This is a genomic window from Micromonospora sp. CA-269861, assembly GCF_050948505.1.
Taxonomy (GTDB): domain Bacteria; phylum Actinomycetota; class Actinomycetes; order Mycobacteriales; family Micromonosporaceae; genus Micromonospora.
Genome location: NZ_CP192014.1, coordinates 3,580,250 through 3,594,546 on the forward strand (window position 1 = coordinate 3,580,250; position 14,297 = coordinate 3,594,546).

Genomic DNA, 14,297 nt, shown 5'->3' on the forward strand with positions numbered 1-14,297 from the left:
CCGCTCAGACGATCCGGAACGGCCGGGGGTCGTCCCGGTCGACGTAGACGGGCACCTGGTTCGCGGCGAGCACCGCGTTGTCGCCGACCGGCAGCCGCTGCACCCCGTCGCCGGTGGGCGCGCTGCCGGTCACCACCACCGCCGAGTCGGCCGGGAAACGGACCAGCCGCAGTCCGCGGACGTCCGCGACGCCCGGCTCGTTCATCAGCGTCCAGATCACCTCGGCGGCACGGACCGGCTCACCGAAGGGCAGCTCGTCGACGTAGCGGCGCAGCCGGGCGTGCAGCCGGGCCCGTAGCTCGGTGGCGGCGGTGGAGGCGTTCACCGTCTCCTTCGAGCCGGTGGGCAGCGGCAGGCCCCGGATCACCAGGTCGGCCTCGACGCCGATGCCCACCTCGTCGGCCCGGTCCACCGAGGCGAAGATGCCCACCGGGCGCAGGTCCTCGATGACCGACTCGACGGCGGCGTGCAACCCGTCCGGGCCGTCCCAGATGGCCGCGGCGGTGGGCGCCACCAGCACTGTGACGTAGTACGGATTGCCCAGGTCACGTTCGGTGCTGAAGACCCGCTCGATGAAGTTGAAATTGCCGAAGATGGACTGGTTGAGGTCCAACCCGCCCCGACCGTCGAAGACCTGCACCTGGCGTACGCCGGGCACTGTCGCCACGGCCAGGCCGATCGCCTCGGCCGTCCAGATCGAGCGGGGCGCGGCCAGCAGCAGCTGCCGGTAGCGGGCGTCGGAGACCTGCTGCTCGCCCCCGGTCAACGCGACGGTGTGGGTGATCTCCACCAGTTCGGCGCCAGCGGCCTGCTCGGCGTCGTCCAGGTCGGCCAGCAGGGTGTCGGCCCGGTTCCACCTGTCGATCTTCTGGCTGGCCTGGGTCGGGTCGAGGTTGTGCGCCGCGCCGGGGTAGAAGGCGGCGACGGCCGGCACCCGTTCGGCGACGGCGGCGGAGAGCACCACCGTCTCGTCCAGGGCCACGTGGTGCCCGCCGGGTGTGGACAGCCGAGCGCCCCGGGGCAGCGTGAGCTGGGTGCGGCCGGTGGGCAGCGCTGCCTTCAGCTTCAGTTTCACCGTGCCCCGCGCCGACAGGTAGGGCCGGGGAATGCCGAGTTCCTCGCCGAGGCGGGTCAGCGCGTCGGCGGTCGCCGACACGACGTACGAGTTGTCGTAGACCGCGCCGAGCGCCGCCCACAGCCGGGCGTCCTCCAACGCGGCCAGTTCGAGGACCTTGCGCAGCACGGCGCCGCTGGTCAGGTCGATGTCGTCGCCGAAGAGCAGCCGGGCGGTGGCCAGTTTCTCGGCGAGCAGCCGGGCGAAGGACTTCGGCACGAAGCCGGTCTCGACGATGCCGAAGCCGGTCGAGCCGGTGGCCCGCAGCGCGGCGGCGTCGACGGCCAGAACGTCGGCCAGCTCGGCCGGGAGGGTCGGATCAGACACTGGGCAGCTCCCCGAGATGCACCGAGAGCCGGTCGTCGGTGATGGTTTCGAACTGGACCTGCACCTGGAGGGTGCGAGACGAGCGCAGCGCCGCCGCGGCGGCGTCATCGGTGCCTGCCGCACCGACGCCCAGCCGACCGTCGTCGAGGTTGACATCGACGATCTTGCGGACGCGGGGATCGCGGTCGAGCAGGGTGATGATGCCGATGCGCACCTGTTCGCGGATCAGGTTCGGCTCGATCTGCTCGGCGAGGGCGTTGAGGCCGTCAAAGCCGAAGGTGGCGTCGAAGACGTTCGAGCCGCGCAGGGTGGTCAGCGCCACCGCGAGGCTCTGGGCCACGTTCTCGGTGCCGGCGACGAGGGCCAGCACCCGGCCGTTCGGGCCGTCGTCGAAGACGACGTCGCGGGCCAGGTCCACGCCCGGCATGGTGGGTTCGAAGGCGAGGCCCCAGCCGAGGTAGCGGCGCTGGGCGGCCTGCCGTTCGCGCTCGGTCCGGTCCATGTCACACCGCCTTCAGCTTGGTCTGCCCGGCACTGGCCGACAGTCCGGGGCTGGAGCCGTCGGTGGCGCCGCTGAGCGAGTCCAGGGCCACCCCGGACCCGCCGACCTTGAGCTTGCTGGCGGCTCCGGTCGCCGTGGTCACCGTGCCGCACTGCTTCGTGGAGTTGCTGGTGGTGATGGTGCACCCGGCCACCGACTTGCCGCTGATCCCGTCCGGGCGGGTCACCGCGACGTGGTCGACGGTCAGCTTGCTCTGCCCGGCCGGGGTGACCTTCCCCTGGTTGGGGCAGTGCACGTCGCTCGACGTGGTGAGCACGAAAGCCATGTCACTCGCTCCTCAGTGGACGTTCATCGCGTTGTCGACCTGGACGTCGACGTCGTCGGCGGCGATGTTGACGGTGCCGCCGCTGATGTTCACCGCGCCGTTGCCCGCGTCCAGGTCGATCTGGGTGGCGGTGATGGTGATCGAGCCGTCCTGCTTCATCACGATCGACGACCCACCGGCGGCGTGCTCGATGGTGATGCTGTCGGCCTCCTCGGCGCGGGCCGGGCGTTGACCGCGACCCTGCAACTGGGCCCGACCCACCCGCACTGTCAACTCCCCCAGCTCGATGACCCGGTTGCCGTCACCGTCGGTGAGGTCGTGGGCCACCTTGCCGTCGTGGTCGGCGGGCACCACCGTGTCGCCGATCGACGAGCGGCTGTTGCTCGCCACCCCGACCGGCAGGGACAGCCACCAGTCCCCCGGCTGGGACACCGGCGCGTGCCCAGTCGGCCAGAGGGCGCCCACCTCCACCGGGTCGTCGGGCGCGCCGTTGCGGTACGCGAGCGCCACCCGGGTGCCGGGGTAGCGGGGCAGGATGAGCCCGCAACCACCCCAGGCGAACGGGGTCAGGTAGGTCACCCCGGGCAGCGGCGCGGGCTGCTCCCGGCGGACCGGCAGGCGGCGGGCACCGTTGGGGCGCCCGTCCGGGCGGGCCAGCCCCTCCCACACCGTCTCGGTCTGCGCCGGTGGCTCGACCGCGCCGCTGGCGTTGGTGGCGGCCGCGCGCACCTCGCCGATCTCCAGACCGCGCGTCTCGCCCCGGGCGGCGCGGGCCGCCCGACGCACCGCCTCGGCGGCGGCCACCCCGGGCGAGGACGCCGGGCCGGCCGGCTCGGCGGTGCCCACCCCGGAGGCGTCGCTCCAGCTGTCCCACGCCTGGGCGCCCGAGGTGACCTCGACGCCCTGCACCACGGTGACGAAACCGGCGGTACGCGACAGTGTGTGCCGGGCGGCGCTGAGGTAGAGCAGCTTCGCCCCCGGGCCCAACTCCCCTGTCGACGGGGCGAACGGGGCCGCGAACGAGCCGAGCAGCGCCGCGCCGACGCTGCCCAGCGTGGTGGCCTCGTCCACCGCCGGCGGGTCGAAGAGAACCAGGTCGCCGGGCTTCAGGTCGGGGCGGCCCTTGAGGGTCAGTGTCCACGCCCGACGGCGCGGTGCCGGCGTGCCGCCGGACTCGGTGGCGGCGTACGGGTCGGTGTCCTGGCTGCCGTTCTCGGTGCAGGCCAGCAGGCCGGTGGCGAGGGTGAGCGGCTTCGGCTCCCCCTCCGGGTAGGGGACGGGCCGTTTGCCCACGTGCACGGTGCCGTCGCGGATCAGCAGCATCCCCCGCCCGTACGCGTTGAGCGACTGCTGCAACGCGCCGCCGATCCGCTCCACCGCGGCGCGGTAGAGCAGGCCCGCGCCGAAGGCCACCCGCTCGTCACCGGCCGCCTCGGTGGCGCCCCGGGTCATCGTGCCGTCCGGGTTGCCGCCCCAGGTCGCGATGTCCACCCGGGTGCGCTCGGCGACGGCCCGGATCGCGGCGGTGAAGGTGGCCGCCTCGAACCGTTCGGCGACCCGCTGGCCGAGGCGGGCGTACGCCTGCTCGACGAGGGTCAGCTCGGTGTCGTACGTCCGCTCGCCGGTGAGCCGGCGCACCTTCGTCACCCGCAGCACGGCGACCAGCGCCTGGGTCAGTTCGGCCGGGGTCGGGCCGGCGTTGACGCCGACCAGGTTGGTGAAGAACGCGCCCACCGAGGTGTTCGCGTCGCGCCAGTACAGGTGCAGTTTGGCCACCAGCGGCGGTTGCCCCTCGGCGGTGCGCAGCGCGGCGAAGTGCTCGTCGATCAGCCCCTGCACGGTGATCGTGTACGCGCCGGGGCCCAGCCCGTCGGGGAGCGCGGCGTCGATGGCCGCGTAGTAGTCGGCGCTGGACAGGGTGAGCGCGGCGTCCTGGCTGAGCCCGGTCGGGGTCTCCCGGTGAAACGTCAGGGTCCAGCCGGCGTCGTTGCCGACCGCGCCCTGGCGTACCTGGCCGGTCTGGAACGGCGTGAGCGTCATCGAAGCACCCTCCGCAGCTTCTTGTCGAGCAGGTACCGGTAGCGCAGGCGGGCCGGGCCCAGCTCGGACTCGACGCGCTGCGCGGGTGGGCGGCGACGCCAGACGAACTGATTGATCGGCGGTGGCCCGAACTGGTCCACCGCGCGGTCGGCCCGACGCCAGGCCAGCGCGATGGACGAGCCGTAGTCGCCGGATCCGCGTACCGTCCCGGCGTGCAGCAGCCAGGTCAGCACCAGCAGCTCCACGGCGATCGGAGCTGAGCCGGCGTCGGTCGACGAGCCGGTGTCGGTCGTCGGGCCGGCGTCGGGGCAGACCCGGCGCAGACCGGCGGCGAGCGGCACCGAGCCGAGGATCCGGGTGCCCTGCCGGACGACGAGGCGCAGCGGCACCCGGCCGACCAGGGCCGGCGGCGGGGCGCGGCCGGCGGCGCGGGCCGGGGTGTCAGGTCGTCGGCGGAGCTGCTGACCACGGCGAGCGGGTCGGTGTGCAGCCACTGCCGGGCCAGCCCGGTGGGCAGGATCAGCACCGCGTGCACGCCGGCGCCCAGCTCGACGCGGTGCGGAAGACCGGCGGTGAGGTTCTGCCGTACCTCGGTGAACCCGTCGGGCACCTCGACGGGTGTCTCCGGCAGCAGGTAACGGTCGATCGGAAACCGTGGCATCAGTTCCCCAACCCGTCGGCGAGGGCGCCGACTCCGATGCTCGCCACGTCGAGCAGCTTGCCGAGCAGGCTGGGACGGGGCACGTGGACGAGGGTGATGGTGGTGTCCAGGACGTCGCGGCGGGCGGCCGAGGCGTTGAAGGTCAGCGACTGCACCTGCATGTCGGTGCGGATGGTCATCGAGGTGACCAGGATCAGCCCGCCGAACTTCCCCCCGGAGTACGCCGCGAGGGCGGTGCCGCGTTTACTCGCCTCGGCCATCGTCTCCAGGGCGAACTTCCACGCGTAGCGTTCCGCGCCGACAAGCACCCCGGTCAGGGTGATGGTGTCGTCGTGGGTGGCCACGATGGCCTTGTGCGCGGTGGAGCCGATCGGCGGCAGGTGGTAGGTCTCGGCCAGCGAGATGGCGGTGACCGCCCAGAGCGGGATGGGCAGGATCCCGTCGCTGATGATCGCGGACGGCACCGTGCCGTACCGCATGAAGCTACTGGTGATGGCCATGCTCAGCGCCCTCCGGTGGGTGGCAGCGGCACCGGCGTACCGGTGGGTTCGACGGCCAGGCCCAGGTCGCGCAGCGCCTGGGTGATCTCGCGGACCTCGCCGGCGGCGCTGGTGACCCGCAGGCGCAGGCGGCGGGCCTCCAGTGCGGCGCTGATCCGGGCGGGCCGGGTGGAGGCGGAGCCGCGCCTGTTGATCCGGTCGATCTCGGCGGCGGCGTCCTCCATCCGGGAGATCGCGTCGAGGATGCGCGGGTCGGGGGTGAAGCCGGGGTCGTCGCGCTGCAGCCGGGCGATGGCGTCCCGGAAGTCGGCGGCGTCGCGGCGCAGGTTGGTCACCAGGTTGTCGGTGAGCGCGCTGACCCCGCCGACGCTGGCGGCCCGGTGCGACTTGTCGTCGATCAGCCACACCCAGCCGTCGTGGCCGATGCCGACCAGGTCGGTGCCGGCGACCTTGACGTTGGCGTCCGGCCCTTTCAGGAACAGCTCGATGCTGCTCAGCGAGAACGCGGCGCTGTACTCGCCGAGGACGCCCCGCCCGTAGGTGACCATGTCGTGCCGCAGGTAGGCACGGAAGCCGGGGCCGTCGTCGGCGCGTCCGCCCCGGTCGCGGAAGCGCCGCCACAGGGTGGCGAGGGCCTCCGGGTTGTGCACGGCGAGCTGCTGGGTGAGCCAGACGTCTCCCCCGGCGACGACCGCCCGCAGGTCGGGGTCGCCGATCCGGGCGAGGGCGTCGGCGAGCCGGGCCTCGCTCATCTGCAGACCGCGGGAGCGGGCGCGACCGAGGTCGTCAACGGCGGCGCGCAGCCGGGTCACCTCGTCGGGGCTGAGCCGGCCACCGAGGCGGGTCTCCAGGTCGGCGACGGCGGTCCGTTTGCCGCCCTCGCCCTCGGCGGCCACCGCGCGCCAGAGCGCTGCCGGTTCCAGCTCGGCGGCGCGGCGCAACGCGGCCTGCCGGTCCGCCGGCATGGCCCGGAACGCGTCGCCGACGATCGCGGCGGGCTCGACGTGCCGGCCGGCCGCGCCGCCGCCTGCTGCGTCGAACTCGCGCAGCAAGGAGTCGGCGTACGCGGCGGAGTCGTCGGCCAGCCGCAGCGGCGCGTCCCCCACGATGCCGTCGCGGGGTCGGCTCAGCTCGCGCATCTCGGTGTTGAGCTGGTCGAAGTACTCGCCGAGGGTGGCCACCCGCACCCCCTCGGGCAGGGTGCCGCCCTCCAGCACGTGGTCGAGGATCGCGGCGATGTTGTCCCGCAGCACGGCGATGCGTTCCAGCCGGTTGAGGGCGTTGCCCAGGTGCAGGTCGCCGACGTCGTCGACGATGCGGCGGATGAGGTGCTCCAGCAGTCGCCGGGAGCGCACCTCGCCGGCTTCGCTGTGCGCGGCGATCGTGCGCATGAACTGGCGCAGCCGCGGGTTCGCGTCGGCGGCGGCGTGCACGGCGGCGGCGTCGAGGAACCGGCCGGCGCGGAACCGGCGCGGCCCGGTCACGGCCGCACCACCGGGACACGCGGGCCGGCAGCAGCCCCACCGGGCTGGGAGTCGAGCACCATGAGGATGAACCGGGCTCCCTCCGGGCCGCCGACCGCGCCGCTGAGCATCGCCTCCCGCTCCACGTACGCGAGCACCGGTTCCATCAGCTTCTGCACGACCCGTTCCAGCACCTCGTTGAGCAGGATCTCGGTGAGGAACCCCTGGAGCAGGTCACGGGACGCGGCCTCGATGATCTGCCGGGTGACGCGGCGCACCACGTACCCCCGGGCGGCGCGCAGCCCGGCGCGCACGCCGAAGCGCAGCGCGACCCGGCCGCCGCGCACTGCCGCGCCGCCGATGGTGCCGGCCTCCGGGATCAGCGACAACGCCAACCCGAGGTACGCGGCGAACAGCTCGACCTCGACCTCGGTGCGGGTGAGCACCAGCTCCGGGTCGAGCATCGAGCCGTAGAGGCGCTCGCGCTGGTGGGCGTGTGCCACGTCCACGGCGGCGACGGCGACCCCGACCACGAAGCCCAGTGGCGGGCAGAGCAGCGACAGCGCGATGATCCCGACCATGACGGCGAACGCGCTCAGCGCCTCCCGGCCCAGCTCCGTGGCGAACAGGTCGTCGACGCCTGTGGCGTAGTACAGGTTGCCGCCGAAGAACTCACCGATCTGCTGGTGGGTGGCCAGGTGGATGCCCTGCAGCGCGAAGCGTCCACGGGGGATGGTGGCCGACGGGATGTGCTCGCTGATCCGGCTGGACCGGAAGGCGAACGCGGCGTCGGCGCGGGCGCGACCGAGCATCTCGGTGTTGTTGCGCCGCATGTCCTGCAGCACCCGCCACAGCTCGTCGCGGATCGCCGACCGGTTGCCGGCGAAGCGGGCCAGCACGTCGGGCAGGTCGGTGATCTGCTTGACCAGCGGGTCGATGCCCTCGGCCTCGCCGCGTTGGATGACCAGCGCCTGTTCGATCTCGGGGAGGGTCCAGAGCACGGCGTGCGAGTCACGGATGCGCGTGGTGCCGTCGGTCTCGACGATCTCGCCGGCCGCGCCGGGGCTGCTCAGGGCAGCCTCGGTGGCGAGGAAGGCGCTGGAGATGGCGCGGGCCGCCCCGTACCAGGCGGTGGACGGGTTGGCCATGCTCACCGTGGCGAGGGTGCCGCCGCCGATGTCGGTGTGCGCGGACACCCAGCGGGCGGCCTCGTGGCGGCGCAGCCGCTCGCGCAGCCCCTGAAGCTCGGCGTAGTCGGTGAGCTGGGAGACGATCAGCCGTTCGAAGATCGGGGCGTACCTGTCGAAGTTGGCGATCCGCGCGTCGATGCCGGTCCGCGAGCTGAGCAGCAGCTGCACCAGCATGGCCTGGCTGCCGACCATGAACAGCTGCCCGACAGCGCCCTTGACGGCGGGGCTGAACGCCTGGATGAAGTGCAGGTTCCAGGACGCGGACGTGTCGATCCAGCCGCCCTGGATCCGGGCGAAGTGCTCGGGCTGGCTGTAGCGGCCCATCACCAGCTGGGCGAGGCGGTCCAGTCGGGGCACCACCCCGGCCAGGTGCCGCAGGAACTGCACGGCGGGTGAGGCGACCGGCCGGAAGTCCAGCGGGCCGAGCCGGCCGCTGCCCTCCGGTACGGGTCGGGTGAACGCCTCCCGCTCGCTCGAGCCGACCAGCAGGCTGATCGCCGCGGCCCGACCGCGCAGCATGGCGGCGGCCTGGAGGCAGAAGTTCGCCGGGTAGCGGCACGGGTCGCCCATCTGCAACCGGAACGCGATGTCGTCCATCAGCCGGCGCAGCTCGTCGCCGTCCGGGCCGAGCGCGTCCAGCTCCGGTTCGCCATTGAACGGCGCGCAGGCCCGCAGCTCGGAGTGCTGGCCGGTGACGGCGGGGAACCGTCGACCCTCGACTCCGGGTGGGGCGCTGGGGCTGCTCGGGTCGAAGACGAACCCACCCCGCCGGGTGCCGCCGGTGCCGTCCCCACCGCTGCCACCGGCGTCACCGCCGGGCCCGGTGCCGGTGCCCAGGCCGCCGACGCCGGTGCCACCCGGTCCGCTGCCGGTGCCGACGCCGTTGCCGGAACCGGTGCCGCCCGCGCCGGTGCCACCCGTGCCGGTGCCGATGCCGCCGCCGGGCGGCGCGTTCGGGTCCGGCGGCGTCGCCGGGCGGTGCTCGACGCTGATCGGCAGCAGATTGGCCGTACCGGTCCAGTGCAGCGTGGCGTCGGTCTCCTCGGTGCCCACCAGCAGCAGCGACACCCCGCCGACGCGCACCACCACCAGGCTGGTCGGCAGCGCCCCGCCCACCGAGGCGAGGATTCCGTCGACCCGCCGGGTCACCTCCGCGTCGACGGCCCGCTCGATCTGCGTCCGGTACTCCTCGACGCTCGTCGTCTCGCCGCGCGGCTGGGCGATCCGCAGCCGCTGCCGGATGTCGTCGCCGAGCTCACCGTCCACCATGGCCACCAGCGCGGCCCGGTCGGTGACCGGTCGACGCTCCACCGTCCCGGGCTGCGGGCTGGGCACCCGCGCCTCCACCTCGAAGTGCGGCTGCGGGGTGGCCCGGAACACCGTCTCGCCGAACGTGTCGAAGGTCAGGACCGACAGTGGAGTGGTGGTCACCATGATCGCCCAGACCGCGCGGCCGTCGGGGCCGACCACCCGCGCGATGATCCCCTGTGGGGCGCCGGAGGGCAGGCCACCGTGCTGGCGTACCGCCTCGCGAGCCAGCTCGGCGAAGTGACCGGCCAGGTAGGTGGCTGGTCGCAACAGCCACTGGTAGGTCACCGGAGGCGGCTCGTCGCCGTCCACCGGCACCTCGGCGGCGTCGCCACCGTCGTCGTAGGACGGCACCCGGTAGACGGCCAGCAGGTGACGCATCCGCTGCCTGTCGAACAGCTCCTCCGCCGGCTCGCTCAGCGGCAGCACCACCCCGGGCGGCAGCCCCGGGTCCAACCGGGCGGCGGTGACCACCTCGTCGACGCACCGGCGCAGCCGGGCCTCGACCGCCCGCCGGTCGTCCGGGGACACGCCCTGCAGGCCCGCGCCCGTCCACCGGAACTCCGGCGGGTTGGGGCGTACCTCCAGGTAGCCGCCGTGCGGCGCGACCACCTCGCGGCGGGAACGTTCCAGCGCGCGGGCCAGCGCCGCGCCGAGCGCGTCGGTCACCGCCTCCGGGCGGTCTGCCAGCGACCGGGCGTCCACCCGGATCCGCACCGGAACGTGCACCGAGATGGCCACCGTCAGAACCGCCCGTCCAGGTGCTCGGCGAGGCGGGCCAGCGCGAGGTCGGCGAGCGCGTCGGCGTCGACCGCGCCGCCGGCCGCGACCACCTCGATCTCCACCGGGAAGTGGTACGCGATGACCGCGCGGTCGTCCTCGGCCACCTGCTCGGCCTCCGCCTCGCTACCGGCTGCGGGCAGCACCAGCTCACCCGCGTGCACCAGGGCCAGCCCGGTACGGGTGACGCGGGCGGCACGGCCAGCACCGGTCGCCATCTGCTACCTCCGGTCAGTCGTTGTCGGCGGGTTGTCGTCGGCCCGTCAGGGCAGGGCGGACGGGTCGCCGGTCTTCGGGTCGACCGAGGCGGCCAGGCTGAAGCCGCTGAAGGTCGCCGCCGGCGCGCCGGAGATGGTGGCGGTGGTCGGTGTGGCGCTGGTGATCAGGCAGTCCCGTAGCACGAACGACGAGAACGACCAGTCGTCGCCGGTGTGCTCCAGCAGGGCGATGTCGAACAACTCGCCGTCCAGGGCCAGCTTGGTGAGCCGGCCGGCGACGTCCCCGATCGCCTTGACGGTCATGGTGAAGTTCATCGAGACCGGCGCGTGGATGGCGCCCAGGTGGGTCACCTCGCACGAGTGCAGCGCCTCGATGTTGAGCGAGAAGGACGGGCTGAACGAGTCGATCGGGCTGATCAGCACCGTCTCGGTGCCCTTGGTGTACTGCACCGCGAGGCGGGTCTTCCACTCCATGGTCTGGTTCCTCCGGGTCAGAACTTGGCCACGAGCGTGACCAGCAGGCGGCTCACGGCCGGGCCGTACGTGACGGTGACGACCAGGTCGACGGTGCGGTCGGCCCGGGCGGCGGTGACGATCGAGGTGTCGGTGGCGGTACGCGCGACCTCGGGGATGCCGAGGATGTCCAGCACCGGGATCTCGATGCGGTAGTCGTCGATCACCGCCTGCCGCTTCAGCGGGCCGAGGATGCCGTCGACCTGGGTCTTCAGCAGCGTCATGCCCGGCTTGGTGATCCGTGCGTCGCCGACCAGACCGATCAGGCCGGCGCGCAGCATGAACTCGATCTGGTCGAGGGTGCGCACCAGGTCCACGTGCAGCAGGCTCGCGTCGGAGGTGAACAGCCGCCCGTCGGCGAAGTGCAGGCTCTCCCCGGTGATCAGCGTCGGGTCGATGATCGGCGTCAGGTTGGCCTCGGAGAGCCCCTTGATCTCCGCCGGGCTGTACTGCTTGGCCACCGGAATGGCGACCCCGCGGATCTTCTTCAGCACGATGCTGTGGTGCACCGGCAGCCCGGCCACGGCGGCCATCGCGGCGGTGGCCGCGTCGCCGTCCGCGCCCCGAGCGGCGATCATCACCATCCGGCTGGTGCTGCTCTTGAGCGGGTTCGCGGCGGTGGTGATGTCAGCGACGTAGCTGGGGCCCTTCTCGGTGGCCGGGTTGACCATGGCGAAGCCGATCCGCCGCTGACCGGCCGCGGACATCGTCTCCACGTGCGCCTTGAGCGCGTGCAGCCCGGTGGGCGCGCCCGCACCGGCCGGGTTGCCGACGCCCGACTCGTTGGCCAGCGACACCATCGTCACGTCGTCGGCCGCCTCCAGGCCGCTCAGGGCGGCGGCGTAGTCGTCGCCGGCGACCTTGACCCCGTACACCTTCGCGGGGCGCGGGTCCTGCAGGAACGCCAGCTCAAGGGAGTTGTAGAGGGCGTTGCGGACCACGTTGCCGGCCTGCCGGCGGGCGAAGTTGGTGACCGCATCGTCGAGGGTCTCGATCCGCACCGGCGTGTTCGCCGCCGCGGAACCACCGTCGGCCGTGGACGGCGCCTTACCCACGACCGCGATGACACCCGGCGAGCGCTGGGCCAGCGGCGCCGGTGGCGGCACGATCCGGACCTCGATGTACGGGAATGCTGCTGTCGGTGCCACGGGTCCTCCCGGACGAAGTTGCTGCTGCGGTCTTGGGGCGGCTCCCCGCCGCCGTGGTGGTTGTGCGGCTCCCCGCCGCCGTGGTCGTTGTGCGGCTCCCCGCCGCCGTGGTCGTTGTGCGGCTCAGGAGTTCAGGGCGGCCAGCCCGATGCCGCTGCGGGCGAGCCACTGACCGGCCCGGGCGAACCGGGCGGCCCGTTTCTGCGCGTCGGTGCCGGCGTCTCCGCCGGGCCAGCCGTCGTCGTCGAACGTCTCGATGGGGACCACCCAGACGGCGACCACCCGGTGCCGCCGTCGCACGTCGTCCGGTGCGGGCACGTCCAGGCCGAGTTCCTCCGCGCGGGCCCGCACCAGGCGGGTCTCGACCAGCAGGTCGGCCAGGGAGAAGCCCCGGTCGCGGATGAGCACGGCGGCGGCGAACGGCAGCGGGCGCGGCGTCGGCGGGGCGGCCGACGGCGCTGCGTAGCGCAGCTTCACGGTGGCCCCGGCGGCCTGCCCGCGCATCCGGGCCACCAGGTCGCCTGCGTTCGTGGCGCCGACACCGTCGAGGAGCCGGTCCAGGTGCGCGTCGGTGAACGCGGCCGGCTGGTGCAGACCGGCCCGCAGCCGGGTCACCAGCCGGGTACGCCGTTCGGCCTCCAGCTGTGCCGGGTCGGCCGGCAGCGCGCCCAGGTCGGCGACGATCTGCGGGTCCACGTCGAAGGCGGGCACCGCCACGTCGAGGTCCTCGACCCGGTCCCGGGCGGCGCTGGTCCGCACCACCAGGCTGCCCCGCCACAGGGCGTCGATGCGCAGCGCCGAGCCGCCGAGGCCGTGCAGGCGTACGCGCAGTTCGGTCCGGGTGGTGCCGCCGGAGCCCAGCCACTCCCCCTCGGCGACCGTGACGGGCGCGGCGGCGAAGCCGAGGGTCAGCTCGTCGAAGACCGCCGCGTAGGGCGGCCCGACCGGCATCGCCTCGGTGTCGTACGCGGCCTCGACCAGGTGCGCCAGCGACGCGTCATCGAAGAGCGCGGCGCGGGTGCCGGGATCGGCCAACCGCACCAGCACCCCGTCGACGAAGTCCACCGCACGGCCTCCCCGCTGCCCACGCCGGTGCACAGTGCCCGGCTCGGCACGAGGATCGCGAAGGGCCCGTCACCCGAGCGTCACCGCCACCGTCACCGTGCCCGGGCCCGGCCCGGACTGTCGGGAACTGAGCACCCACACAGCCAATCACCGGTTCTCGGCTGGCTGACCCCGGCGGCCTCGCTCCGGCGCGGCCTCGGCGGGAGGCGCGGCCCGCTCGTCGATCAGGAGGACGGCGCCTCGTGCAGGACGACATGGAGGGGATGCTGGGCGTTGCTGGCGAGGTTGCCGAGCACGGCGAGCAGCAGGGCGTACTGATCGGTCGGCTCGTCGACGAGCAACTGGCCGGCGTCGGTGATCAGCAGGGTGAGCGGGCCGGCGCCGAGCCGGTCGCGGAGCACGTCGGAGAGGGCGTCCCAGGTGTTCCCCAGGTACGCCGGCAGGGTCAGCGCGGTGGCGAGCGCGGCGAACAGCCCGGCCCTGGTCCGGGTCGCCGCTCCGGCCAGCACCACAGCGCCAGGCACGTCGAGGCCTTCGTCGCGGGAGACGATCAGCCAGTCGGGCATCCGAGCCGCGTCCTCGTCGACCATCCTGTGCCTCCTGATCTGGCCGGGCGAGATCCGACCGGGGCGACGACGCGGGGCCGGCCGACCGCGAGCGGCCGGCCCCGGGTCGGTCAGAGCCGGTAGAAGTCGGTGTAGTGGTTGGGCGAGAACCAGGTGACCCCGGTGCTGCGGTTCACCACGATCCGGTACGCGTCCCGGGCGGCGCCCTGGGTGCGCGGGTAGACGTCGTACTCGTGGTAGGTGGCGTTGGTGGGCAGTTGACCCTCGTAGTTGTAGAACTGGCCGCCGGCGAAGTTGGACTTCCCCCCACTCCAGGAGTACCAGCCGCGGCTGGTCGGGAATCCCTTCGCGGACCAGCCCGAGCGGGCGGTACGGGCATCCGCGCAGCGGCTCATGGTGCAGGAGCTGTAGACCGCAGCCGATGCCGGGTCGGTCAACCGGGGGGCTACCACGGACGGGCCGACCAGCGCGGCGGCGACCATGGCGAGGAGCAGGGCGAGGGTGGTGGTACGCCGGCGGATCGCGCCGAGCGTGGCCAGCGGGGACACGAGGGTGGACACAGGCTGCCTCCAGACCA

The 14,297-nt window shown here is 73.4% G+C and carries 14 protein-coding genes; all 14 read right to left on the reverse strand.

Annotated elements, in window-relative coordinates:
• Window positions 1-4 precede the first annotated feature (4 nt).
• The 14 genes from ACQP0U_RS16655 to ACQP0U_RS16720 all read right to left on the reverse strand — a co-directional run bounded on the left by ACQP0U_RS16655 (window position 5) and on the right by ACQP0U_RS16720 (window position 14,280).
• The gene (locus ACQP0U_RS16655; RefSeq protein ID WP_433308029.1) at window positions 5-1,441 is read right to left on the reverse strand and encodes a baseplate J/gp47 family protein; all 1,437 of its coding nucleotides are present in this window, start codon (window positions 1,439-1,441) and stop codon (window positions 5-7) included.
• Window positions 1,434-1,943, reverse strand: coding sequence for a hypothetical protein (locus ACQP0U_RS16660; RefSeq protein WP_433308031.1), 510 nt, complete (start codon window positions 1,941-1,943; stop codon window positions 1,434-1,436). Before ACQP0U_RS16660 ends, ACQP0U_RS16655 begins: the two co-directional genes overlap by 8 nt.
• Before the next feature lies 1 nt (window position 1,944).
• A complete protein-coding gene (locus ACQP0U_RS16665; RefSeq protein WP_433308032.1) occupies window positions 1,945-2,268 on the reverse strand; it encodes a hypothetical protein in 324 nt (107 codons plus the stop codon).
• A 12-nt stretch (window positions 2,269-2,280) separates the two neighbouring features.
• Window positions 2,281-4,308 (reverse strand): hypothetical protein, encoded by a 2,028-nt coding sequence (locus tag ACQP0U_RS16670; RefSeq protein ID WP_433308034.1) that lies wholly within the window; start codon window positions 4,306-4,308, stop codon window positions 2,281-2,283.
• Window positions 4,305-4,802, reverse strand: a complete 498-nt coding sequence (locus ACQP0U_RS16675; RefSeq protein ID WP_433308036.1) for a hypothetical protein — start codon at window positions 4,800-4,802, stop codon at window positions 4,305-4,307. Before ACQP0U_RS16675 ends, ACQP0U_RS16670 begins: the two co-directional genes overlap by 4 nt.
• 166 nt (window positions 4,803-4,968) lie before the next feature.
• Complete coding sequence (locus ACQP0U_RS16680) at window positions 4,969-5,469, reverse strand: hypothetical protein (RefSeq protein ID WP_354942799.1); 501 nt, start codon at window positions 5,467-5,469, stop codon at window positions 4,969-4,971.
• Window positions 5,470-5,471: 2 nt separating this feature from the next.
• Window positions 5,472-6,953 (reverse strand): hypothetical protein, encoded by a 1,482-nt coding sequence (locus ACQP0U_RS16685; protein ID WP_433308038.1) that lies wholly within the window; start codon window positions 6,951-6,953, stop codon window positions 5,472-5,474.
• Window positions 6,950-10,171, reverse strand: a complete 3,222-nt coding sequence (locus tag ACQP0U_RS16690; protein ID WP_433308040.1) for a hypothetical protein — start codon at window positions 10,169-10,171, stop codon at window positions 6,950-6,952. The genes ACQP0U_RS16685 and ACQP0U_RS16690 overlap by 4 nt, the downstream gene beginning before the upstream one ends.
• A gap of 2 nt (window positions 10,172-10,173) precedes the next feature.
• Entirely contained in the window at window positions 10,174-10,428 is a 255-nt protein-coding gene (locus ACQP0U_RS16695) for a hypothetical protein (protein WP_354994239.1), read from the reverse strand.
• Window positions 10,429-10,473: 45 nt separating this feature from the next.
• Window positions 10,474-10,902 carry a hypothetical protein gene (locus ACQP0U_RS16700; RefSeq protein WP_433308042.1) on the reverse strand — a complete coding sequence of 143 codons (429 nt, stop codon included), beginning with the start codon at window positions 10,900-10,902 and terminating at the stop codon, window positions 10,474-10,476.
• Window positions 10,903-10,919: 17 nt separating this feature from the next.
• The gene (locus ACQP0U_RS16705; RefSeq protein ID WP_433308043.1) at window positions 10,920-12,089 is read right to left on the reverse strand and encodes a hypothetical protein; all 1,170 of its coding nucleotides are present in this window, start codon (window positions 12,087-12,089) and stop codon (window positions 10,920-10,922) included.
• Window positions 12,090-12,212: 123 nt separating this feature from the next.
• Complete coding sequence (locus ACQP0U_RS16710) at window positions 12,213-13,154, reverse strand: hypothetical protein (protein ID WP_433308045.1); 942 nt, start codon at window positions 13,152-13,154, stop codon at window positions 12,213-12,215.
• Between the two features lie 224 nt (window positions 13,155-13,378).
• On the reverse strand, window positions 13,379-13,744 hold the full coding sequence (locus ACQP0U_RS16715) for a barstar family protein (protein WP_433308048.1): 366 nt from the start codon (window positions 13,742-13,744) through the stop codon (window positions 13,379-13,381).
• A gap of 86 nt (window positions 13,745-13,830) precedes the next feature.
• Entirely contained in the window at window positions 13,831-14,280 is a 450-nt protein-coding gene (locus ACQP0U_RS16720; RefSeq protein ID WP_433308051.1) for a ribonuclease domain-containing protein, read from the reverse strand.
• Between the last annotated feature and the right edge of the window lie 17 nt (window positions 14,281-14,297).

What these genes read in the sequence shown, in the direction of transcription:
- ACQP0U_RS16660 (WP_433308031.1), bottom strand. Translation starts at nt 1,943, where the DNA reads ATGGACCGGACCGAGCGCGAACGGCAGGCCGCCCAGCGCCGCTACCTC.
- ACQP0U_RS16665 (WP_433308032.1), bottom strand. Translation starts at nt 2,268, where the DNA reads ATGGCTTTCGTGCTCACCACGTCGAGCGACGTGCACTGCCCCAACCAG.
- ACQP0U_RS16670 (WP_433308034.1), bottom strand. Translation starts at nt 4,308, where the DNA reads ATGACGCTCACGCCGTTCCAGACCGGCCAGGTACGCCAGGGCGCGGTC.
- ACQP0U_RS16680 (WP_354942799.1), bottom strand. Translation starts at nt 5,469, where the DNA reads ATGGCCATCACCAGTAGCTTCATGCGGTACGGCACGGTGCCGTCCGCG.
- ACQP0U_RS16695 (WP_354994239.1), bottom strand. Translation starts at nt 10,428, where the DNA reads ATGGCGACCGGTGCTGGCCGTGCCGCCCGCGTCACCCGTACCGGGCTG.
- ACQP0U_RS16700 (WP_433308042.1), bottom strand. Translation starts at nt 10,902, where the DNA reads ATGGAGTGGAAGACCCGCCTCGCGGTGCAGTACACCAAGGGCACCGAG.
- ACQP0U_RS16715 (WP_433308048.1), bottom strand. Translation starts at nt 13,744, where the DNA reads ATGGTCGACGAGGACGCGGCTCGGATGCCCGACTGGCTGATCGTCTCC.